Origin of the sequence: Rhodovibrio sodomensis, assembly GCF_016583645.1 — a bacterium.
Classification (GTDB): domain Bacteria; phylum Pseudomonadota; class Alphaproteobacteria; order Kiloniellales; family Rhodovibrionaceae; genus Rhodovibrio; species Rhodovibrio sodomensis.
Window position 1 is genome coordinate 13,046 of the sequence record NZ_NRRL01000016.1, and the last position, 20,519, is coordinate 33,564.

Sequence of the window (20,519 nt, forward strand, 5' to 3'; positions counted from 1 at the left end):
AAGCCGGTCCGTCGGACGGGCCGGCTTCCAGCTTGTCCGGGCGGAGGCGCACTCTCGCGGCTCGTCCGCGGGGTAACCGCCCTACTCCGCCGCCTGCCCCATGCGCGCCTGGCTGACCGCGCCCAGGGTGGCGACCTCGGCCAGCAGCTGCTTGACGCTGCGCATCTGGAATTTGTGCAGGACGCTGTTGCGGTGCTGCTCGACCGTGCGGTGCGAGAGCTGGAGGTTGCGGGCCACCTCCTTGGCGCTCAGACCGCGGGCGGTGAGCGCGAACACCTCCTGCTCGCGCGGGGTCAACCGGCCGTAGACCTTGGAGAAGCGGGTCGACGGCGATTCCTCGCTGAGGTCGCGGACCAGCGACAGCGCGACCTGGCGGCCGTCGACGTCCTGTAGCGGCATCACGGTGTTCTCGCTGGGGAAGCACGCTCCGCATGCGCGGCGCATCCACAGCCGGGTGTGAAACGGCTGGCCGTTCTCCAGCACCGGGGTGCCATTCTCCCCGAATTCACGACAACTCTCCGCGTTCAGGTGTAGCAGGAGGGTGGACTGACCGACCATCTGGTCGGCCGAATAGCCGAACACCTGTTCCGCGCGGCTGTTGCACGCCAGGATCGTGCGGGTGCCGTGGTCAACCATGAACGCGGCTTGGCGCAGGCTTTCCAGCAGCGCGATCAGAAGTCGGGTCTCGATCCGGTCCTGGGACAGCTCGTTGGCGCTGATGAAGGGCCAAACGACCGTCATCTTTTCGGTTCCCTTCAATCGGGCGGACCGCGTGTTGGCCGCCTCGTACGCGCGAGAGCGGTGCTGAAGCGCCCACTTCCGCCGCAGCGTCCGCCGTCGTTTCGCGTCACATCCCCGTGCATGTGGCACCTTGGTCAAGGCCCTGCCAGACCGGTCTCCGGCACTGCATAGGACCGACCTGCCGATGACCGCCGCGCGCGCGGCGCGGGAGCCCCCGTATTTCCACGGATATACGCATGTTGATCGCTTGGCTATGTCCCGCGACCGAGAGCGGTTTTGTCACAACGCGTCGCCCCGACGTCGACCCCGAACCCCGAGCCCGCGATCGATAGGTCTTTAGGTGCCCACACTCTTGCGCGACCCAGCCCAGATCGAGGCGTGCCCGCCGGCCCTGCGCACGCTCCACCAGTACTGGCAGGGCAAACGGCAAGGGGACGCCCTGCCCGGGCGCGACGACATCGATCCCATCGAACTGCGGACCTACCTTGGGCGCATTGCGATCGCGGAACTGCGCGGCGGCGACCTGATTTACCGGCTGGTCGGCTCGGAACTGGTCGAGGAGTGGGGTAACCGGTGCGGCTGCGGCACGTTTTCGGGCAGGGATCGGCAGGATAACCTGGGCCGGGCGCTGTGCTCTCGGGTTCACCCGCGTCAGCGCAGCGGCACGCCGGCGCCCGGCCAGTTCCACGGCAGCAGCGCCTTCAGGTCCGTGGTCTTGGCCTCGCCGGAGGTGATGCGCTTCAGCACGTCGGTCAGATAAGCGACCGGCTCGACGCCGTTCAGCTTGCAGGTCTGGGCGAGCGACTGCACGATCGCCCAGGTATGGCCACCGGCCTGGTCACCCGCAAAGAGCGCGTTTTTGCGGTTCAGAGCAACTAAGCGGATCAGCGTCTCGACCCTGTTGGAATCCAGCTCGACCCGGCCGTCGTCCAGGAACACCGTCAGGCTCGGCCAGCTGGCGCGGATCCGCTGGAAGGCCTTTGCCAGGTCGCCCTTCGGCGGCAGTTCGGCCAGGCGCACTTCCAGCCAGGCGTCGAAGTCCTCAAGCAGCGGCTTGCTCTTCTCCTGCCGCACGGCCTTGCGGGTCTCGGGATCGCAGCCGCGGATCTCGTCCTCGATCGCGTAGAGGTCGCTGATCCAGCGCAGCGCCGCCTCCGCGAGCGGCGCGTTGCCGCTGGCGTAGATGTCGTAGATCGGGCGCCTGATGTGCGCCCAGCACTCCGCCAGGACGATCTCCCCCGTTGCCCGCCGCTTCTTCGCGACCGAGCCGTAGGCGCTGTAGCCGTCGACCTGTAAGATGCCGCGGAAGTCCTTCAGGTGGCGGGCCGGGTGGTCTTGCCCCCGGCCGTCGGCGTAGCAGTAGACCACCGCCGGCGGGTCCGGGCCGCCCCATGGTCGATCGTCCCGGGCGTAGGTCCAGAAGTACGCCTTCTTCGTCTTGCCCCGGCCCGGCTCCAGGGTCGGCATCGGCGTCTCGTCGCCGAATATCTTGCCCGAGCCCATCACGTCGGCGACCAGCGCGTCGTAGAGCAACTCAAGGTGACGCCCGCCGGTGCCCACCCAGCGGACCAGGGTGGAGCGGTCCAGGTGCACGCCCTGGCGGGCGAGCATCTCGCTCTGCCGGTAGAGCGGCAGGGAGTCCAGATACTTCGCCGTGAGCAGCTGGGCGACCGTGCTGCAGGTCGGCAGCCCGCCCGGCACTGGGCTCGCCGGTGCCTCGGCCTGCACCGGCGCGCTCTCGCACGTCCGGCAGCCGTACGATGGCCGGCGCGTCCGGCGCTTTTGCAGATACCCAGGGATCCACTCCAGCTGCTCGGTGACATCCTCGCCGATCTTGTGCAGCGCCCCGCCGCAGCAGGCGCAGGTCTCCGCCTCCTCCGGCTCGATGACGTCTTCCACCGTCGGCAGATCGTCCGACAGCGCGCCCTGGTTACGCGCGGGCTTCTTCTTGCCGGTCTTGCCCTTGCCGGTCCCGCCCACAGGCGCGCCCGCGTCGTCCTCGGCGTCCGCTTCCGCGGCCGCGGCGTCGGCTTCTGCCCGGCGCAGCTGTTCGTGCAGGGCGTCCAGTTCCAGGCGGTACTGGTCGGGATCGAGCCGCTCGCTGCGCGGGCCGTACTGCCGGCGCTGGAGCTGGGCGATCATCGCCTTCAGCCGCTCGACCTCGGCCTCGGCGTGGCTCTTGGCGTCCTGGAGCTGGCGTTTTTCGGCTTCGGCCTGCTCCGTGCGCTGCCAGAGATAGTCCCGCTCCGCCAGGAGCGCGCGTACCTTCTCCTGGGCATCTTCGAGATTGTCCGGGACGACGTCTGGCGCACCCTCCGACATCGGGGCGCAAGATATCGAACGCGACTCCGGGACAAAAGAGCAGATGTAACTGTCAAGCAGCCCGCTGCGGCCGCAACCGCCGGCCCGCACGCACGCGCCGCCAGTCGACCCCGTCCAGCAGCACGCCCAACTGCGCCGGCGTCATCCGCACCGTCTTCTGATCCCGCGACGGCCAGACAAACCGGCCGGTCTCCAGACGCTTCTGGTACAACCACAGCCCGGTGCCGTCGTGCCCCAGGATTTTGACGCGGTCGGCTCGCTTGGCGCGGAAAACGAAAACGTCGCCGCCGAACGGGTGCTCCTGCAGGTACTGCTCCACCAGCCGTGCGAGTCCTGGCGCTCCGCGGCGGAAGTCCACGGGCTCGGCCATCAGCACGATCCGGACGTCGGCGGGCGGGGTGATCATGCCGACCGCCGCGCCGCCGTGATGACCCGGGTGAGGACGTCCGTGTCGGCGTCCTGCGCCACCCGCAGCGTGATGCCACCGGCCTCGATCTCGATCGGCTGGGCGAGCGTGCCGCTGGTCGATGTTGCCTCGCTCTCCGACGTCACCTCGACCGGCACGAACGTCGCCGTCTCGGCGCCGTCCGCGTCATCCGACCGCGCGCCGGTCGGCCGGAATTCATCGCGCAGGCGGCCGGCCCAGACGTTGAACGTCTGCGGGTTCAGCCCGTGCTCGTGGCAATAATCCTCGCGGCGCTGCCCGCTACGGCGCCAAGCACGGACGTGCTGGCGCCAGAACTCGCGCCGCTCGCCGCGGCCCTTGGCCATCGTGAACCTCCTCGTCCAGCTTCAATGCTGGGCGAGGATGGTCGTCGCGCGCGTCATTGGGAACGTGGACTGCCGCATCGGTTACGGAGTGGGGGATGGAGGCGACCGGCCGGCGGATCGCCGATACCCTGCCGGCCGATAGCCGCGAGGCGGTGATGACCCCCTACCTGCTCGCGGTGGCGGAGGCGACGCCGGTTTTCGCCCGGCTGCCCATGCGCAAGCGGCCCTGGTGCGGCCTGAGGGTGGAGGCGCTGTTCCTGCCGCTCGCCCGCGACGGGCGCTCCGTCGACATGGTGCTGACCTACGGCAGCAAACCGCGCGACCACGCGCCCAGCCGGTTTTAGAGCGGAATCCTCTAACTCCTTGAAGAAAGCTCAAGAGTCAGCTGAACGATGAGTCCGCCGTTCAGCAACTTGCCCTAGAGCAAAATCGATCAAGGTCGAGTAGACCTTCATCGTAAATTTTGCTCTTACTGCTTGAAGAGAGAGCAAGATTCAGCTGAAAGGTGGCTTCACCTTTCAGCATCTTGCTCTAGAGGGTCAGGTAGCCGATGTAGCCGGCGTAAAGCGCCAGGAAGGCGGCCCCCTCCGGCCGGCTGATCCGCCGGCCGCTCAACGCCACCGGCAGCAGGGCCGCGCTGGCGGCGATCATCAGGCCAAGGTCGGTCCAGGCGATGTCGGCCGGCAGCGCCAGCGGCGTGACCAGGCCGGTCACGCCCAGGATCCCCAGCACGTTGTAGATATTGCTGCCGACCACGTTGCCGAAGGCGACGTCGCTGTGCCCGCGCAGGGCGGCCACGACCGCGGCGGTGAGTTCGGGCAGCGAGGTGCCGACCGCCACGACGGTCAGGCCGATCACGCCCTCCGAGACGCCGGCGGCGCGCGCCATCCAGACCGCGCCGTCGACCAGCCAGCCGGCACCCAGCAGCGTCAGGCCCAGGCCGGCCACCGCGGTCACCAACGCGACCGGCAAGGCCATGCCGGTCGCGGGGACCTGAGCGGCCTCCTGCGCGTGCAGTTCGGCGCTCGCCCCGTCGCGTTTGTCCAGGCGGTAGGTCCAGACGATGTACACCGCGAGCGCGATCACGAACACGACGCCGACCGCACGCCCGATCCCGCCCAGGCCCAGCAGCGCCAGCGCCGCCGCCGCCCCTGTCGCCAGCATGACCCAGGTGTCGCGGCGCACGGCGTTCGGCTTCACCGCGACCGGCGCCAGCACGGCGGCCACGCCCAGGATCAGCAGCACGTTGGCGATGTTGGAGCCGATCACGTTGCCGACCGCGATCCCCGGCACGCCGTCGAGCGCGGCCTGGATCGAGGTCACCAGCTCCGGGGTCGAGGTGCCGAAGCCGACCAGCGTGACACCGATGATCATCGGCGAAACGCCCAGCCGCGTGGCGGCCGCGACCGTGCCGCGGACCAGCAGTTCGCCGCCGGCGATCAGGGCAACGAGCCCGACGATGAGGGCAAGAAGAGGCGACATATCCACCAGCGTAAGCCGATTCCCGGACGCCCGCCAGCCGTGCTTGGCCTCACGGTCGGGTGCGGTGTAGGCTCCGCGGCGTGATGAGCCGTCCGTCCTCCGACCCCAAGACTGCCGACCCCAAGACTGCCGACCCTGGCGCGACCGCCTCGGATAAGGCCGCGACCGATGCGACCGCGACCGATGCGACCGCGACCGATGCGACCGCGACCGATGCGACCGCGACCGGGACGACCGCGACGGGGACGACCGCGACCGGCGCCATGGCGCCGCCGCGCCACGACCGCGGGATCGATCGCCTGCTCGCGGTGATGGCCTGCTTGCGCGATCCCGAGCGCGGCTGCCCGTGGGATGTCGAGCAGACCTTCGCGACGATCGCGCCCTACACGATCGAGGAGGCCTACGAGGTCGCCGAGGCGATCCGCAAGGCCGACATGGGCGAGCTGTGCGACGAGCTGGGCGACCTGCTGCTGCAGGTCGTCTACCACGCGCAGATGGCGCGCGAGGGCGGCCACTTCGATTTCGACCGCGTCGCCGCCGCCTGTGTGGACAAGATGGTCCGCCGCCACCCGCACGTCTTCGCCCACGCGCGCGTCGAGAGCGCCGGCGCGCAAACGGTGAACTGGGAGCAGCAGAAGGATGCCGAGCGCGCCGCCAAGGCGCGGGCGGAAGGCCGGGCCCCAAGCGCGCTGGACGACCTGGCGCTCGGCCTGCCCGCGCTGATGCGCGCGCAGAAGCTGTCCAAGCGGGCCGCGCGCATCGGCTTCGACTGGCCGGAAGCCGACCGGGTGCTGGCCAAGGTGGAGGAGGAGATCGGCGAGCTGCGCGCCGAGATCGCCCGCGGCGACGCCCAGGACGCGGTGCACGAGGAGCTTGGCGACCTGCTGTTCGCCGTCGCCAACCTGGCGCGCAAGCTGGATGTCGACCCCGAGACCGCGCTGCGCGACGCCAACGCCAAGTTCGAGCGGCGGTTCCGCGAGGTCGAGCGGCGCGTCGCCGCGGAAGGCCGGCAGCCGCAGGCCTGCACGCTCGACGAGCTGGAGGCGCACTGGCAGGCCGGCAAGCGCGCCGCCTCGGACGACTGACGGGCACGCCTGACGCGTATCCCGAGAACTTCGTAAAAGCAGAGACTTCAGGGAGGGATTTGATGTCGATCGACAGCGACAAGGTCAACCCGGCGGAGCTAACCGTCCTGGTCACCGGCGCCACCGCCGGCTTTGGCTACGCCACCGCCAAGCGGTTCCACGAACAGGGCGCCAAGGTGATCGCCACCGGCCGCCGGCAGGAGCGCCTGGACGAGCTCGCCAACGAGTTCGGCAACCAACGCATCCACACGGTCAAGCTCGACGTCCGCGACCGCGACGCGGTGTTCAAGATGGTCGACGACCTGCCGGGCGCGTTCGCGGAAGTCGACGTGCTGGTCAACAACGCCGGCCTCGCGCTCGGCCTGGAAGGCGCGCAGGACGCGGTGCTGGACGACTGGGACACGATGGTCGACACCAACTGCAAGGGCCTGATGTACTGCACCCGCGCCGTGCTGCCGGGCATGTGCAAGCGCGACCGCGGCCACGTCATCAACCTGAGCTCGGTCGCCGGCGCCTACCCCTACCCCGGCGGCAACGTCTACGGCGCCAGCAAGGCGTTCGTCACCCAGTTCTCGCTCAACATCCGCTCCGACCTGCTCGGCTACAACGTCCGCGTGACCGACATCGAGCCGGGCCTGGCGCACACCGAGTTTTCCGAGGTCCGCTTCAAGGGCGACACGGAAAAGGCCAAGAAGCCCTACGAGGGCCTGCAGCCGCTGCGCAAGGAAGACGTCGCCGAGACGGTCTATTTCGCCGTCACCCTACCCCGGCACGTCAACGTCAACCGGCTCGAGGTCATGCCGGTGATGCAGGCCTTCAACCCGTTCAAGTTCCACAAGGAGTAGGGGGTTCTTTCCCTCTCCTCCGCTGGGACGAGGGGGTTAGGGAGAGGAGGCTGCCCGCGGCATTCGCGCCCGGGGTCCCTCCTCCCCTAGCCCTTCCTCCCAGTGCAGGAGGGGAGATATCAACTCCGCCCTACAAATCCCTGACTACGCGTTGAAATCCAACCCCCAGGGGCTGTAGCGCTCGGGGTCGTCGGTCCAGCCTTCGCGGACCTTGACGAACAGGAACAGGTGGATCGGCTGGCCGAGCTGCTCCGCCAGATCGGCCTGGGCGGCCTCGCGCACCTTGCGGATCGTGCCGCCCTGGCGGCCCAGCGCGATCTTCTTCTGCGCCTCGCGTTCGACGTAGATCGCCTGTTCGATCCGCACGCTGCCGTCGTCGAACTGCTGCCAGTCCTCGGTCTCGACGGTGAGCGCGTAGGGCAGTTCGGCGTGCAGGCGCAGGAACAGTTTTTCGCGCGTGACTTCGGCGGCGATCAGGCGCATCGGCAGGTCGGACAGCTGGTCCTCGGGGAACAGCCACGGCCCTTCGGGCAGGCGCGCCGCCAGGTAGCCGCGCAGATCCGCGATCCCGTCGCCGGTCTCCGCGGAAATCATGAAGATCCGTTCGAACGACGCCTCCTGGTCGAACCGCGCGGCGATCTCCAGCAGCTTTTCGCGCTTGATCCGGTCGATCTTGTTGAGCGCGAGCACCATCGGCGTCGACAGCTGGTTCAGCCGGCGGACGATCCGCAGCGTGTCCTCGTCGACCTGCTTGCGCGCCACGTCGTACAGCAGCACGACCAAGTCCGCGTCGTCCGCGCCCTGCCAGGCGGAAGCGACCATGGCGCGCTCCAGCCGGCGCTTGGGCGCGGTGAACACGCCCGGGGTGTCGACGAACACGATCTGGCTGTCGCCGTCGATCGCCACGCCGCGCACCCTGGTGCGGGTGGTCTGGACCTTGTGGGTGACGATCGACAGCTTGGCGCCGACCATCCGGTTCATCAGGGTCGACTTGCCGGCGTTGGGCGCGCCGACCAGCGCCACGACGCCGCAGCGCCCCTGGCGCGCGGCCGGCTGATCCGGCGTCTGCGCCGGCGCGTCGCGGTCGGAAGTCCGGCTCATCTGGCGGGATCCTTCAGGCGTTCTTGAGGCGCTGCAGCAGTTGGGTGGCGGCGTCCTGCTCGGCCAGCCGCTTCGACTTGCCCTGCCCGCGCGCGCCTTCGTGGCTGTCGACCGCGGCCTCGACGGTGAACTGCGGGTCATGCGGCGGGCCGCTGCGGTCGACCACGGTGTAGCTTGGCAGCGGCAGGCCGCGGCCCTGCGCCCATTCCTGCAGCGCGGTCTTGCTGTCCTGCGGCGGTTTGCGGTCCTGGCGGACCAGCGGCTCCCAGGTCGGCACGACGAATCCGCGCGCGGCCTCCAGGCCGGAATCGCGGTACAGCGCGCCGATCACGGCTTCGCAGACGTCGGCCAGCATGGTCGGGTTATCGCGGCCGCCGCCCTCGGCCTCGCCGCGGGAGACGTGCAGGAATTCGCCCAGGCCCAGCCCGCGGGCGACCTCGGCCAGCGCTTCCCGGCTGACCAGGAAGGCGTGTCGGCGGGCGAGCGCGCCTTCCGGCTCGTCCGGGAAGCGGTCCAGCAGCAGGTCGGCCACGATCAGACCCAGCACCCGGTCGCCCAGGAACTCCAGGCGCTCGTAGCTGACCACTTCGGAGCGCTGATGCCCGGCGGCGCTGGAATGCGTCAGCGCCTGGCGCAGCAGCCGCGGGTCGGCGAAGCTGTAGCCGAGCCGGTCGCTCAGCCGGTCGAGGCCGGTGTCGCGGTCAGTCGATGTCATCGAACAGCCGTCCGTAGCGGATCGCGGTCGGCCAGTTCCAGACCTCCCAGATCGCCGCGGAGCCGTCGTGGCTGAAGAACACCACCTCGGCCCGGCCGACCAGGTTTTCGAACGGGACGTAGCCGACGCGCTGCAGCGCGCGGCTGTCCTGGGAGGAATCCCGGTTGTCGCCCATCATGAAGTAGTGGCCTTCGGGCACCTCGTAGACCGGCGTGTCGTCGAAGAAGTAGTCGTCGCCGCGCTCCCGGATCAGATGGCTTTCGCCGTTCGGCAGGGTCTCGCGGTAGATCGTGACCGCGGCCTGCCCCACGCGCGTCTCCCGGACCTTCTCGCGTTCCACCGGCTCGCCGTTGATGTGCAGCAGACCGTCGACCACCTGGATGCGGTCGCCCGGCAGCCCGATCACCCGCTTGATGTAGTCGGTCGAATCGTCGGAGGGCAGCTTGAACACCGCGACGTCGCCGCGCTCCGGCTGATCCGCCAGAATCCGGCCGTCGAACAGCGGCAGGCCGAGCGGCAGCGAGAAACGCGAGTAGCCGTAGGCGTACTTGGAGACGAACAGGTAGTCGCCGACCAGCAGCGTCGGGATCATCGAGCCCGACGGGATCGAGAAGGGTTCGTAAGCGAAGGTGCGGATCACCAGCGCGATCAGCACCGCGTAGATCACCGTGCGCAGGGTCTCGCCGAAGCCGCCCTTCTTCTGTTTTGTCGCCATGTTATCGACTGCACTCGTTGTCGTGAAGGAAGCCGCCCCGGGGCGTGGCCTTGCGCGTCGGCGGTTGCTCAGGGCTGGTCCGCCGGGACGGCGGAGATCAGCACGAACACATGGGCCAGCGGATATTCATCGGTGATCGTGACGTCAACCTGCGCGGTCGTGCCGGCCGGGGTCAGCTCCGCAAGCCGGTCCGCCGCGCCGCCGGTCAGCGCCATCGTCGGCTTGCCGCTGGGCCGGTTGACCACGCCCATGTCGATCCAGTGCACGCCGGCCTTGGGCACGCCGGTGCCAAGCGCCTTGGCGCAGGCCTCCTTGGCGGCGAAGCGCTTGGCGTAGGTGGCCGCGCGGTTGGCGCGCCGGTCCGCCCTGGCCTTTTCCGTCCGGGTGAACACGCGGTCGGTGAAGCGGTCGCCGAACCGCGACAGCGTCTGTTCAATCCGTCGGATGTCGCAGATGTCGTTGCCGATGCCGATGATCATGACGCCGCCGCGACCCGCGCGCGCGCTTCGTCCATCAACTCGCGCATCCGCCGGATCGCCGCGTCCAGCCCGACGAACGCGGCCTCGCCGACCAGGAAGTGGCCGATGTTGAGCTCGACCACCTGCGCCAGGGCCGCGACCGGTTTGACCGTGTCGAACGTCAGGCCGTGGCCGGCATGGCATTCCAGGCCAAGCTCACCGGCCAGCCGGGCGCCCGCGACGATCCGGTCGAGCTCGCGCCGGGTAGCATCGTCCGGCGCCTGGCCCTGCGCCGCGGCCTCCAGGAAGGCGTCGCAGTAGGCGCCGGTGTGCAGCTCGACCACGGGGGCGCCGGTCGCGGCGGCGGCCTCCAGCTGCTTGCGGTCGGGGTCGATGAACAGCGAGACGCGCGTGCCCGCGCCGCCGAGTTCGCCGACGCAGCGCTTCAGCGTCTCCTGCTGGCCGGCGACGTCCAGACCGCCTTCGGTCGTCACCTCTTCGCGCCGCTCGGGCACCAGGCAACAGGCGTGCGGTGCGTGACGCTTGGCGATCGCCAGCATCTCGTCGGTCGCCGCCATCTCCAGGTTGAGCGGCACGGTCAGCTCGGCGCTCAGCCGTTCGATGTCGCGGTCCACGATGTGCCGGCGGTCCTCGCGCAGGTGCGCGGTAATGCCGTCCGCGCCGGCGCGCGCCGCGAGCTTGGCGGCGCGCAGGGGATCCGGATGCCGGCCGCCGCGGGCGTTACGCAGGGTGGCGATGTGGTCGATGTTGACGCCCAGCCGGATCGGCTGCGTCATGACTGCTCTCCCTTGGCCTCGGCCCGGGCGGTCTTGGCGGCGGCTTTGGCGGCGCGTCTGGCGGCCCGGCGCTCGCGGGCGCGCGCGCGGCGCGCCTCGCGGTGCGCCTGATATCGCGCCACGGCCTTATAGCACGGCCAGAAGGAAATCAACCACGTCGCCAAGGCCGTCGGCAGCGAGCCGACCAGCATGGGATAGAAGACATCCCAGGTGTGATCGAAGATGTAGCTTAGGGTCAGCTGGTCCGGCAGCGCGGTGTCTTCCGGATAGCCCAGCATGACCCGGCCCAGCCAGAAGATCGCCGCCCAGATCAGCGGGAAGGTCCAGGGGTTGCCGACCGCGGTCCCGATCGCCGACGCGATCACGTTGCCGCCGATCACGAACGCCAGCAGCGCCCCGAGGACGAAGTGAAAGCCCAGGAGCGGCGTGAACGATACCGCCACGCCGCACGCGAACCCGGCGGCGATCGAATAGGGCGAGCCCGGCAACCTGCGCACGCGGTGGGTGATGTAGATCAGCGCCCGACGAATGCCGGCCCTTGGCCAGACGATCTCGCGCAGGCGCTTCCAGAAGTGCGGCCGCTTGCGGCGCCCGAAGATCATGCACGCTTCCGCTTAGCTCGGCGCGCGGCTCGCCCCGCTAGCCGCGCGCCCGGTCGACCGAGGTGATCACCGGCGACGCCCGCAGCGCCGCCATGACGTTGGTGAGATGCTTGACGTCGGTAACCTCGACGTCGACCAGCATCTCGAAGAAGTCGACCGACCGGTTGGTGATCTTGAGGTTGGAGATATTCGCCCGGTTCTTGCCGATCACGGTCGACAGGTCGCCCAGGCTGCCGGGCTCGTTGGCGACCACCACGTGCAGGCGCCCGGTGTAGGGCTCGTCCGTCTCGTCAGCTTCCCAGGCCAGGTCGACCCAGCGTTCGGGCGAGTCCTGGAAGTTTTCCAGCGTCTCGCAGTCGATCGTGTGCACCGTGACCCCTTTGCCGGTGGTGACGATGCCGACGATCCGTTCACCGGGCAACGGGTGACAGCAGTGCGCGTAGTGCACCGCCATGCCGGGGATCAGCCCGCGGATCGGGACCGCGTGGTCGCGCCGGCCGCCCTTGCTCTTGGGCCGCTGCTGGATCGGGACGATCTTGCGGTCCTTGTCGCTCTCCTTCGCGCCCGGGAAGACCGCATGCACGACCTCGCGCGCGGTGATGTCACCGCGCCCGACGTAGACGTAGATGTCGCCGACGTTCTCCGCCTTGAAGCGCTTCTGCACGCCGGCGACGGCCTTCTCGGTGAAGTCGTAGCCCTCCTGCCGGAACGCCTTCTGCAGCATCTGCCGGCCAAGCTCGTGGTACTGCTCGCGCTCCTTCTGGCGGACGAACCGGCGGATCCGCGCGCGCGCCTTGCCGGTGACGACGAACTTTTCCCAGTCCGGCGAGGGCGTCTGCGCCTTGGAGGTGACGATCTCCACCTGGTCGCCGTTCTTAAGCGGCGTCTTCAGCGGCACCATCCGCCCGTCGACCTTGGCGCCGACGCAGGTGTCCCCGACCTCCGAGTGGACCGCGTAGGCGAAGTCGACCGGCGTGGAGTTGCGCGGCAGGGCGATCAGGTCACCCTTGGGGGTGAAGCAGAACACCTGGTCCTGGAACATCTCCATCTTGGTGTGTTCCAGGAACTCCTCCGGGTTGGAGGCGTGCTCCAGGATGTCGAGCAATTCGCGCACCCAGCGATACTGCCGGCCGTCGACCGACCGGCCCTGCCCGATCGCCTCGGAATCCAATTCGGCGTCGGGCTGCTTGTAGAGCCAGTGCGCGGCGACACCGTACTCCGCGACCTCGTGCATCTCGCGGGTGCGGATCTGCACCTCGATGCGCTGACGCTGCGGGCCGATCAGGCCGGTGTGGAGCGAGCGGTAGCCGTTCGGCTTGGGCGTCGAGATATAGTCCTTGAACCGCCCGGGCACGACCGGGTAGCGGGCGTGCAGCACGCCCAGGGCGTGGTAGCACTCCGGCACCGTCTCGACGATCACCCGGTAGGCCATGATGTCGGACAGCTGCTCGAAGCCGACGTTCTTGACCTGCATCTTGCGCCAGATCGAATAGGGCGTCTTGGTACGCCCGCGCACGGTCGCCTTCAGACCCTCGCCGTCGAGCGCGTACTGCAGTTCCTGGGAGACCCGTGTCTCCAGATCGCCGCCGCGCTGGCGCAGGAATTCCAGGCGCTTGACGATCGACTCGCGCGCTTCCGGGTTGAGCTCGCGGAACGCCAGGTCCTCCAACTCGTCCTTGAACGACTGCATGCCGATCCGCTCGGCGAGCGGGGCGTAGATCTCCATCGTTTCGCGCGCGATCCGCTTGCGCTTTTCCGGATCGCGCATGTAGTGCAGCGTCTGCATGTTGTGCAGCCGGTCGGCCAGCTTGACCAGCAGCACCCGGATGTCCTCGGACATCGCGAGCACGAGCTTGCGGAAGTTTTCCGCGTGCTTGCTCTGCTCGCTCTGCAGTTCCAGGCGCGACAGCTTGGTCACGCCGTCGACCAGCCGGGCGACGTCCTTGCCGAACAGCTGCTCGATGTCGTCGATCGAGGTGTCGGTGTCCTCGACCGTGTCGTGCAATAGCGCGGTCATGATCGACGCGCCGTCCAGCTTCAGGCCGGTCAGGATGCCGGCGACTTCCAGCGGGTGGGAAAAGTACGGGTCGCCGGACGCGCGGGTCTGCGCGCCGTGCGCCTTCATGGAGAAGACATAGGCGCGGTTCAGCGCGTCCTCGTCGACGTTGGCGTCGTAGGACTTGACCGTCTCCACCAGTTCGAATTGGCGCATCATCGAAGGTGCGTCCGCGCTGCGGCGTGGTCGCGTGGCCGGGGTGCCGCGTGGTCCCGGCCGTCGTCGCGTTCGGGTTCCGCTGGTAGTCCTAATGTACGGGCGATGGCCACACGCTCCAAGCCGTGCACGCCGTGACCAACGGCCGCTATCCCCCGGCCGTCCACGAAAAAGGGCTCCGCAGCGGTGCCGCGAAGCCCATGGCGTGTCCCGCCGTCAGCCGTGCGCGTCTGCCGTGCCGGCGACGCGCAGGTCGGCGCGGGCGGCGGCGCTGGACGCTACGCCTGCTGGTCGTCGACCGGGTCCGCGCCGGCGTCGTTCTCAGCCTCCTGCTCGCGCATTTCCTCGAGCGACACGCCCTCGCCTTCGGACTCTCCGCCGTCGCCCGGTGCGCCCGCGCCCTCGGAGGCGGATTCGGCGCCGGCCGGCCGCAGGTCCTCGGCCATCTGCGCACTCGCCTCGAGTTCGCCCTCCAGCGCATCGAACTCGGGCACGTCCTCGTCCTGATCCTCGCGCGCGGCGTATTTCTGCTGGCTCTGGATCAGGCTGTCCTCAAGCTCGTCCAGGCCGATCGTGCCGTCGGCGATCTCGCGCAACGAGACCACGGGGTTCTTGTCGCGGTCACGGTCGACCGTCAGCTGCGAGCCCGCGGAAATGTTGCGCGCCCGTTGGGCGGCCATCATCACCAGCTGGAAGCGGTTGGGAATGCGGATAATGCAGTCTTCGACGGTCACGCGCGCCATGGCGTCGCTGTCTCCTGGACCAGGATGTTCGGAAAAGCTCGTGCGCGGGTTATAGGCGGCGCGCCCGCGTGTTTCAAGACTCCGGCGGCTCGCCGTCCGCCGCCCGGCGGCAGGTCTGCCCGGGCGGCAGGGCCGCGAGCAGCGCATCGATGTGCGTTCCGCTGCGCGGATCACGCCAGTCCGGCGCGACTTCCTTGAGCGGCATCAGCACGAACGCCCGCGCGTGCAGCCGCGGGTGCGGCAGGACCGGCCAGTCGTCGGGGGCACTGACGCGGCCGCCGGCATCGATCAGGTCCAGGTCGACCGCGCGCGGCGCGTTGCGCACCGACCGCACCCGCCCGAGCGCGGCCTCCAACGCGTGCAGCGTCTCCAGCAGCCACGCGGGCTCCAGCACGTCGTCCAGGCGGACGACGGCGTTGATGAACCACGGTTGATCGCTCGCCGGCACGGGCGCGCTCGCGTACCAGCTGGAGCGTGCGCCGACCGTGAGCCCGCGCTGGCGCAACTGCGCGATCGCCGCGTGCAGCGTGGCCCGCGGCGGCCCGAACCGGTCGGACGGCAGATTGGCGCCGAGCGCGACATACGACATCATCGTGAACGTGTCCGACTGAAGCTTGCCTGTGTCTTGCGTGGCATGGCCAATCCAGCTAGGCAGTCAAGTGGAGGTGCCGCATTGACGCACCCGACTGGGACTCCGTCCGCGTAGCGCGCCGGGCGTGTTCGTGAAAACCCCTTGCTGCTTGAGGATTCTTCGATGCACTTTTATCAATCAGAACGTACCGCACTGTTTATCGATGGCGCCAATCTGTACCAGACCGCCCGGGCGCTAGGGTTCGACATCGATTACCGGCGGCTGTTGGAATTGTTTGCCAACGAAAGCCGGCTGGTGCGCGCGTTCTACTACACCGCGCTGGTCGAGGATCAGGAATACTCCCCGATCCGCCCACTGGTCGATTGGCTCGACTACAACGGCTACACGATGGTGACCAAGCCGACCAAGGAGTTCACGGACTCATCGGGCCGGCGCAAGACCAAGGGCAATATGGATATCGAGCTTGCGATCGACATGCTCGAGATCTCCAATTACCTCGACCATGTCGTGCTGTTTTCCGGCGACGGCGACTTCCGCCGTCTGGTCGAGGCCGTCCAGCGCAAGGCGGTGCGGACCACGATCGTCTCCACCATCCGGACCTCGCCGCCGATGATCGCGGACGAGCTGCGGCGCGCGGCGGACACCTTCATCGACCTGGAGACCCTGCGCCAGGACATCGAGCGGATCCACACCTCCCCGCCCGACGAGCGGCGCCGCAACCGGCCGCCGCGCGACACCGGCGACGCGCCGGCGGGCGATGATGACGATTACAACCGCTGACCCGCGCCGCAGCGCCGACATGACCGCCGTCCAGCCGCCGGAGCCCCCGGCCGATTGCCAGCGCTGCCCGCGTTTGGCCGATTTCCGCGCCCACAATCGCGCACGGCATCCCGACTTCCTGAACGCGCCGGTGCCGTCGTTCGGCGGCCTGGACGCGCAGCTGCTGGTGGTCGGTCTGGCCCCGGGCCTGAAGGGGGCGAACCGGACCGGCCGGCCGTTCACCGGCGACTGGGCGGGCGACCTGCTGTACCCGACGCTGGTCGATGTCGGGTTCGCGCGCGGGACATTCCGCGCCGACCCGGGCGACGGGCTGGAGCTGATCGACTGCCGGATCACCAACGCGGTCAAGTGCGTGCCGCCGGAAAACAAGCCGACGACGGAGGAGATCAAGACCTGCCGGGCAGCTTTCCTGGAGGGTGAGATCGCCGCGATGGGCCACCTGCGCGCGGTGCTGGCGCTGGGCAAGATCGCCCACGACACCCTGCTGGTGGCCCGCGGCCTGCGGCAGAGCCATTACCGTTTTGCCCACGGCGCCTGGCACGCCCTGCCCGACGGACTGATCCTGGCGGACAGCTACCACTGCTCGCGCTATAACACCAACACCGGGCGCCTGACGCCGGCGATGTTCCAGGAGGTGCTGGGCCGGCTGGCGCGCGAGCTCGCTTAGGGCAAGAGGCTGAAAGGCGGAATCCCTCTTCAGCTGAATCTTGCTCTCTCTTCTTCGCTATGGGTCGGCCGTGCCGAACGCCTTGTGCCGTACCGTGGAGCCGACCGGGATGTCGAGCCGGTCTGTCGTGCCGCCCCGCAACTCCAGCACGGCCTTGACCCGCTGACCGGCGGAGATCGGGCGCCTGGACCGCGGCACCGTGCGCTCGGCGATGTGCACCACCTCCCCGTCCGGCTTGATGAACAGCATGTCGAGCGGGATGTAGGTGTTGGCCATCCACATCGAGTGCAGGCCGATCCGGTCGTACAGGAACAGCATGCCGTGGTCGGCCGCCATCTCCCGCCGGTACATCAGGCCGCGGGCGCGCTGCGCGTCGTTGAGCGCAAGCTCGACCGTGAATTCGTGCACCTCGCCGGATGGAGTCTCGATGGCGAGTTTGTCGGTTTCGAACGTCACAGCCGACACGGGCGCGGTCAGCGCGAATAGCGCGGCGGCGGCAAAGGCGATGGCGCGCAGCACGGGCGTCTCCTCGGTGATATCGGCCGGTTGCTCACGCCGCCAGCGCGGTGGCGACGGCGTCGCGCACGGCCTGTCGCAGCGGCCCGCGCCGGGGCGGATCCGCGAGCGCGGTGAACCAGGACTCGGGCGGGTTCCGGCCCCGACTATGCCGCCAAGAAAGGCCGCGCAAAACCGCTTCGGCCGCCGGTGTCACGCGGTCGGGGATTGGGTAGCCGTTCAGCACCGCCCAGAAGCCGGCCCAGGTACGCCCGACCGACCAGGGATTGTAGCCGCCGCCACCCAGCATCAGCGTGCGCGGCGCGAGATCCATGACCGAGCGCACGACCCGCCACAGGGCGGCGTTCGACAGCCCGAGCCGGCTCAACGGATCGTCGGCGCAGGCGTCCGAGCCGCCCTGGATGACGATCGCCTCCGGTTCGAACCCGTCGATCAGCGGCAGGATCGCGGCTTCCAGCACGAACGCCATCTCATCGTCGTTGAAGTCCGGCGGCACCGGGATGTTGCGCGCCGATCCGCCCGCCGTGTCACCAGCGGACCCAGCGACCCGGCCGTCCGCGGTCGCGGCCATCGGCCAGCGGCCGTCCTCGTGGACCGAGATCATCAGGACGCGCGGGTCGCCGTGCAAGGCGTCCTGCACCCCGTCGGCGTGGTGCGCGTCGGTGTCGAGGTAGAGCACCCGCGTCAGCCCGCCGTCGAGCAGCGTCAGCAGCGCCAGTACGGGATCGTTGAAGTAGCAGAAGCCGCTCGCCCGGTCTGGGCGGCCATGGTGCGTGCCGCCGGCCGGGTTGTGCACCTTGCCGGCGCCCGCCAGCAGCATTCGCGCGGCCAGGATCGAGCCGCCCGCGGCCGTGGCGGGCCGGCGGAACACTTCCGGAAACACCGGGTTGCCGCGCGCGCCCAGGTCGTGACGCACACGCACATCCTCGCTCGCCCGCTGGGTGAGCTCGGCGGCCTGGACCGCGGCGATGTAGCCGGGATCGTGAAAGCGCGCCAGCTGCGCCGGCGTCGCCCGCGGACTTTCGTGGTAAACCGCGTCCGGCAGCCAGCCCATCGCCCGGCACAGGTCGATGCAGGTCGACACCCGCGGGATCGACAGCGGATGCTTCGCGCCGTAGCTCGAATGGCGATAGATTTCGCTGCCGATGAAACGCGGCGCGGCGGCCTCTTGTCCGGCGGGCTTCGGGGCGACAGGTTGGAGCGGTGACGCGTCGTGCATGGCGGTCATGATGGTAAGGCCTGCGCACCGCGCGGCAAGCCGAACCGGCCTCACCGGGGGAGCCGCGATCCCGTAAGCGGCTGAGAGGTCCCGACCGGGCGGGACGACCCCTTCGAACCTGATCCGGTTAGCACCGGCGTAGGGAGCGTGCGTTGACCCAGTCCGACCAGCCGGCGGGCGCCCATGGCGGTGCCCGCGTCTATCGTTTTCCCAAGAGCCGCACGGCCGCGGCCGGGGCGTCTGAGGCGCCCGGCATTTGCGTGCGCGGCGCCCACCTTGCGTTCGACGGCGTGCAGCTGTTCGACCGGCTCGATCTCGACCTGCGCGGCGGCGAGATCACCTGCCTGCTCGGCCCGAGCGGCGTCGGCAAGACCAGCCTGCTGCGTCTGATCGCGGGCCTGGCGGAGGCCGCGGGCGGGCGCGTCGGCGACGATCAAGGTCAGCCGCTGCAGGGCCGGATCGCCTACATGGCCCAGCAGGACCTGCTGCTGCCGTGGCTGTCGGCGCGCGCCAACCTGCTGCTCGGCCCCCGCCTGCGCGGCGAAACCGTCAGCGGCGCGATGCGCGCGCGGGCGGACGATCTGTTGCAGCGCGTCGGCCTCGCCGAGGCCGCCGACGCGCGACCCGGCGCGCTCTCCGGCGGCATGCGCCAGCGGGTGGCGTTGGCGCGCACGCTGATGGAGGATCGTCCGGTCGTCCTGATGGACGAGCCGTTCGCCGGACTCGACGCGATCACCCGGTACGAACTGCAGGCGCTCGCCGCCGACCTGCTGTCCGGGCGGACGGTGCTGCTGGTCACCCACGATCCGCTGGAGGCGCTGCGCCTGGGCCACAGCATCCGGGTGTTGGCCGGGCGTCCGGCGCGGCTGGACGACAGCGTGGCCGCGCCGCCCGGCGCTCCGCCGCGCCCGGCGGATCAGGTCGCCGACCGTCAGGGCGCGCTGCTCGACCGGCTGGCGGCGGCGAAACGCGCGCAGCGGGAAGCCGGCGATGCCTGAAGCCGTCCGCCGCGTTCTGCGGCCGTTCGCGATCCTGGCCGGGCTGCTGGCGATCTGGCAGGCGGTGCAGTGGGCGAGCCAGGCGCCCGCCTACATCCTACCGGGCCCGCTCGCGGTCGGGGAAGCGCTGCTGAGCCGTTGGCCGCAGCTGGCGAACCACGCCTGGGTCACGTTTACGGAGATTTTGCTCGGTCTGGGTCTGGGGCTGCTGCTGGGGACGGTCAGCGCGCTTGCGATCGCGAGCTTCCGGCCGATACGCCGCTGGCTGCTGCCGGTGCTGGTGGTCAGCCAGGCGATCCCGGTGTTCGCGCTGGCGCCGATCCTGGTCGTCTGGCTCGGCTACGGCATGGCGAGCAAGGTCGTGATGGCGACCTTGATCATCTATTTTCCGGTCACCAGCGCCTTCTTCGACGGCCTGCGCCGGACCGAACCGGGCTGGCTCGACCTCGCCCGGACGATGGGCGGAAAGCGCGCGCGTATCCTCTGGCACCTGCGGGTGCCGGCCGCCCTGCCCGCGCTCGGCTCCGGGCTGCGCGTGGCGACGGCGGTGGCGCCGATCGGCGCGGTCGTCGGCGAATGGGTCGGGTCCAGCGCCGGCCTCGGCTACCTGATGCTGCACGCGAACGCGCGCATGCAGGTCGACCTCATGTTCGCCGCGCTGTTCGTGCTCGCGGTGTTCGCCGTCGGCCTGTACTTCACGGTCGACCGCCTGGTCAGCCGTGCCGTGCCCTGGCAGGCGGAAGAGCGGTAGCGCCTCAGCTCCGGCGCCCCGGCTCGTGCGGGGCGTCGTCGGGCAGCCGGCCGGCGAGCGCGCGGGTGTCGCGGTCGTACTTGCCCTGCAGCTCGTCCAGCTTGGTGCCGCGCCACAGCGGCACGCCGGAGATGTAGGACGCCCGGCCGAGCAGGTGTGCGGCGACCGGCGTCGTGGCGATCAGGAACAGCACCGCCGCCACCGCGCGCAGCACCACGTCGAGCTCGTCCGCCTGCACCGCGACCGCCAGCAGCAGCAGGCCGGAGCCGAGCGTGCCGGCCTTGGTCGCCGCGTGCATGCGCACGTAGACGTCGGGCATCCGCAAAATTCCGATCGCGGCCACGAACACGAAGAACGAGCCGATCAGGATCAGCACGCCGGCGACGATCTCGCTCACACCATGCATG

The 20,519-nt window shown here is 69.6% G+C and carries 25 protein-coding genes and 1 riboswitch; of the genes, 8 read left to right on the forward strand and 17 right to left on the reverse strand.

Annotated features, from left to right (window positions below; all coding sequences use genetic code 11):
- Positions 1-81: 81 nt before the first annotated feature.
- Complete coding sequence (locus tag CKO28_RS08550; protein WP_200340220.1) at positions 82-741, reverse strand: LuxR C-terminal-related transcriptional regulator; 660 nt, start codon at positions 739-741, stop codon at positions 82-84.
- A 352-nt stretch (positions 742-1,093) separates the two neighbouring features.
- On the opposite strand from CKO28_RS08550, the gene CKO28_RS08555 reads away from it, so the two are divergent.
- Positions 1,094-1,501, forward strand: coding sequence for a PAS domain-containing protein (locus CKO28_RS08555; protein ID WP_207168778.1), 408 nt, complete (start codon positions 1,094-1,096; stop codon positions 1,499-1,501).
- Here CKO28_RS08555 and tnpC read toward each other — a convergent pair.
- From tnpC to tnpA, 3 genes are read right to left on the reverse strand one after another with little or no spacing between them, the layout of a single operon-like run.
- Positions 1,393-3,063, reverse strand: a complete 1,671-nt coding sequence (tnpC, locus tag CKO28_RS08560; protein ID WP_200340222.1) for an IS66 family transposase — start codon at positions 3,061-3,063, stop codon at positions 1,393-1,395. The genes CKO28_RS08555 and tnpC overlap by 109 nt on opposite strands.
- A 52-nt stretch (positions 3,064-3,115) precedes the next feature.
- Positions 3,116-3,469 carry an IS66 family insertion sequence element accessory protein TnpB gene (gene tnpB / locus CKO28_RS08565; RefSeq protein WP_200340223.1) on the reverse strand — a complete coding sequence of 118 codons (354 nt, stop codon included), beginning with the start codon at positions 3,467-3,469 and terminating at the stop codon, positions 3,116-3,118.
- Positions 3,466-3,834, reverse strand: coding sequence for an IS66 family insertion sequence element accessory protein TnpA (tnpA, locus tag CKO28_RS08570; protein WP_200340224.1), 369 nt, complete (start codon positions 3,832-3,834; stop codon positions 3,466-3,468). Before tnpA ends, tnpB begins: the two co-directional genes overlap by 4 nt.
- A gap of 95 nt (positions 3,835-3,929) precedes the next feature.
- Here tnpA and CKO28_RS08575 point away from each other — a divergent pair, with 95 nt between their 5' ends.
- Positions 3,930-4,178 carry a hypothetical protein gene (locus tag CKO28_RS08575; protein WP_200340225.1) on the forward strand — a complete coding sequence of 83 codons (249 nt, stop codon included), beginning with the start codon at positions 3,930-3,932 and terminating at the stop codon, positions 4,176-4,178.
- Positions 4,179-4,365: 187 nt separating this feature from the next.
- Here the strand turns inward: CKO28_RS08575 and CKO28_RS08580 are convergent, their stop codons facing one another.
- On the reverse strand, positions 4,366-5,316 hold the full coding sequence (locus tag CKO28_RS08580) for a calcium/sodium antiporter (RefSeq protein WP_200340226.1): 951 nt from the start codon (positions 5,314-5,316) through the stop codon (positions 4,366-4,368).
- Between the two features lie 263 nt (positions 5,317-5,579).
- Here CKO28_RS08580 and mazG point away from each other — a divergent pair, with 263 nt between their 5' ends.
- Both mazG and CKO28_RS08590 read left to right on the forward strand, forming a co-directional pair.
- On the forward strand, positions 5,580-6,401 hold the full coding sequence (gene mazG, locus CKO28_RS08585; RefSeq protein WP_200340270.1) for a nucleoside triphosphate pyrophosphohydrolase: 822 nt from the start codon (positions 5,580-5,582) through the stop codon (positions 6,399-6,401).
- Positions 6,402-6,463: 62 nt separating this feature from the next.
- A complete protein-coding gene (locus CKO28_RS08590; protein WP_200340227.1) occupies positions 6,464-7,246 on the forward strand; it encodes an SDR family oxidoreductase in 783 nt (260 codons plus the stop codon).
- A gap of 144 nt (positions 7,247-7,390) precedes the next feature.
- Here CKO28_RS08590 and era read toward each other — a convergent pair whose 3' ends face one another.
- The 9 genes from era to folK all read right to left on the reverse strand — a co-directional run bounded on the left by era (position 7,391) and on the right by folK (position 15,181).
- Positions 7,391-8,347 (reverse strand): GTPase Era, encoded by a 957-nt coding sequence (gene era, locus CKO28_RS08595; protein ID WP_200340228.1) that lies wholly within the window; start codon positions 8,345-8,347, stop codon positions 7,391-7,393.
- Between the two features lie 13 nt (positions 8,348-8,360).
- On the reverse strand, positions 8,361-9,062 hold the full coding sequence (rnc, locus tag CKO28_RS08600; protein WP_200340229.1) for a ribonuclease III: 702 nt from the start codon (positions 9,060-9,062) through the stop codon (positions 8,361-8,363).
- A complete protein-coding gene (gene lepB, locus CKO28_RS08605) occupies positions 9,049-9,777 on the reverse strand; it encodes a signal peptidase I (RefSeq protein WP_200340230.1) in 729 nt (242 codons plus the stop codon). The genes rnc and lepB overlap by 14 nt, the downstream gene beginning before the upstream one ends.
- Before the next feature lie 68 nt (positions 9,778-9,845).
- Positions 9,846-10,256 carry a holo-ACP synthase gene (acpS, locus tag CKO28_RS08610; protein ID WP_200340231.1) on the reverse strand — a complete coding sequence of 137 codons (411 nt, stop codon included), beginning with the start codon at positions 10,254-10,256 and terminating at the stop codon, positions 9,846-9,848.
- Positions 10,253-11,032: a pyridoxine 5'-phosphate synthase gene (locus CKO28_RS08615; RefSeq protein ID WP_200340232.1), complete on the reverse strand. Its 780-nt coding sequence runs from the start codon at positions 11,030-11,032 to the stop codon at positions 10,253-10,255. Before CKO28_RS08615 ends, acpS begins: the two co-directional genes overlap by 4 nt.
- Positions 11,029-11,634, reverse strand: a complete 606-nt coding sequence (locus CKO28_RS08620) for a DUF2062 domain-containing protein (protein WP_200340233.1) — start codon at positions 11,632-11,634, stop codon at positions 11,029-11,031. Before CKO28_RS08620 ends, CKO28_RS08615 begins: the two co-directional genes overlap by 4 nt.
- A gap of 37 nt (positions 11,635-11,671) precedes the next feature.
- A complete protein-coding gene (locus tag CKO28_RS08625; protein ID WP_200340234.1) occupies positions 11,672-13,849 on the reverse strand; it encodes a RelA/SpoT family protein in 2,178 nt (725 codons plus the stop codon).
- Between the two features lie 275 nt (positions 13,850-14,124).
- Positions 14,125-14,589, reverse strand: a complete 465-nt coding sequence (rpoZ, locus tag CKO28_RS08630) for a DNA-directed RNA polymerase subunit omega (protein WP_200340235.1) — start codon at positions 14,587-14,589, stop codon at positions 14,125-14,127.
- A 73-nt stretch (positions 14,590-14,662) separates the two neighbouring features.
- Positions 14,663-15,181 (reverse strand): 2-amino-4-hydroxy-6-hydroxymethyldihydropteridine diphosphokinase, encoded by a 519-nt coding sequence (gene folK, locus CKO28_RS08635; protein WP_200340236.1) that lies wholly within the window; start codon positions 15,179-15,181, stop codon positions 14,663-14,665.
- A 162-nt stretch (positions 15,182-15,343) separates the two neighbouring features.
- On the opposite strand from folK, the gene CKO28_RS08640 reads away from it, so the two are divergent.
- Positions 15,344-15,961, forward strand: coding sequence for a LabA-like NYN domain-containing protein (locus tag CKO28_RS08640; RefSeq protein WP_200340237.1), 618 nt, complete (start codon positions 15,344-15,346; stop codon positions 15,959-15,961).
- 19 nt (positions 15,962-15,980) lie between these two features.
- Entirely contained in the window at positions 15,981-16,628 is a 648-nt protein-coding gene (locus CKO28_RS08645) for a uracil-DNA glycosylase (RefSeq protein ID WP_200340238.1), read from the forward strand.
- Between the two features lie 57 nt (positions 16,629-16,685).
- Here the strand turns inward: CKO28_RS08645 and CKO28_RS08650 are convergent, their stop codons facing one another.
- Positions 16,686-17,147 (reverse strand): DUF192 domain-containing protein, encoded by a 462-nt coding sequence (locus CKO28_RS08650; protein ID WP_200340239.1) that lies wholly within the window; start codon positions 17,145-17,147, stop codon positions 16,686-16,688.
- Between the two features lie 31 nt (positions 17,148-17,178).
- Positions 17,179-18,372, reverse strand: a complete 1,194-nt coding sequence (locus CKO28_RS08655; protein WP_242480438.1) for an acetoin utilization protein AcuC — start codon at positions 18,370-18,372, stop codon at positions 17,179-17,181.
- A 36-nt stretch (positions 18,373-18,408) separates the two neighbouring features.
- Positions 18,409-18,526, forward strand: a riboswitch (TPP riboswitch).
- On the opposite strand from CKO28_RS08655, the gene CKO28_RS08660 reads away from it, so the two are divergent.
- Together CKO28_RS08660 and CKO28_RS08665 are read left to right on the forward strand one after the other, a co-directional pair.
- The gene (locus CKO28_RS08660; RefSeq protein ID WP_242480439.1) at positions 18,516-19,361 is read left to right on the forward strand and encodes an ABC transporter ATP-binding protein; all 846 of its coding nucleotides are present in this window, start codon (positions 18,516-18,518) and stop codon (positions 19,359-19,361) included. It overlaps the preceding riboswitch by 11 nt.
- Entirely contained in the window at positions 19,354-20,112 is a 759-nt protein-coding gene (locus CKO28_RS08665) for an ABC transporter permease (RefSeq protein WP_200340240.1), read from the forward strand. Before CKO28_RS08660 ends, CKO28_RS08665 begins: the two co-directional genes overlap by 8 nt.
- A 4-nt stretch (positions 20,113-20,116) precedes the next feature.
- Here CKO28_RS08665 and mnhG read toward each other — a convergent pair whose 3' ends face one another.
- Complete coding sequence (gene mnhG, locus CKO28_RS08670; RefSeq protein ID WP_200340241.1) at positions 20,117-20,518, reverse strand: monovalent cation/H(+) antiporter subunit G; 402 nt, start codon at positions 20,516-20,518, stop codon at positions 20,117-20,119.
- Between the last annotated feature and the right edge of the window lies 1 nt (position 20,519).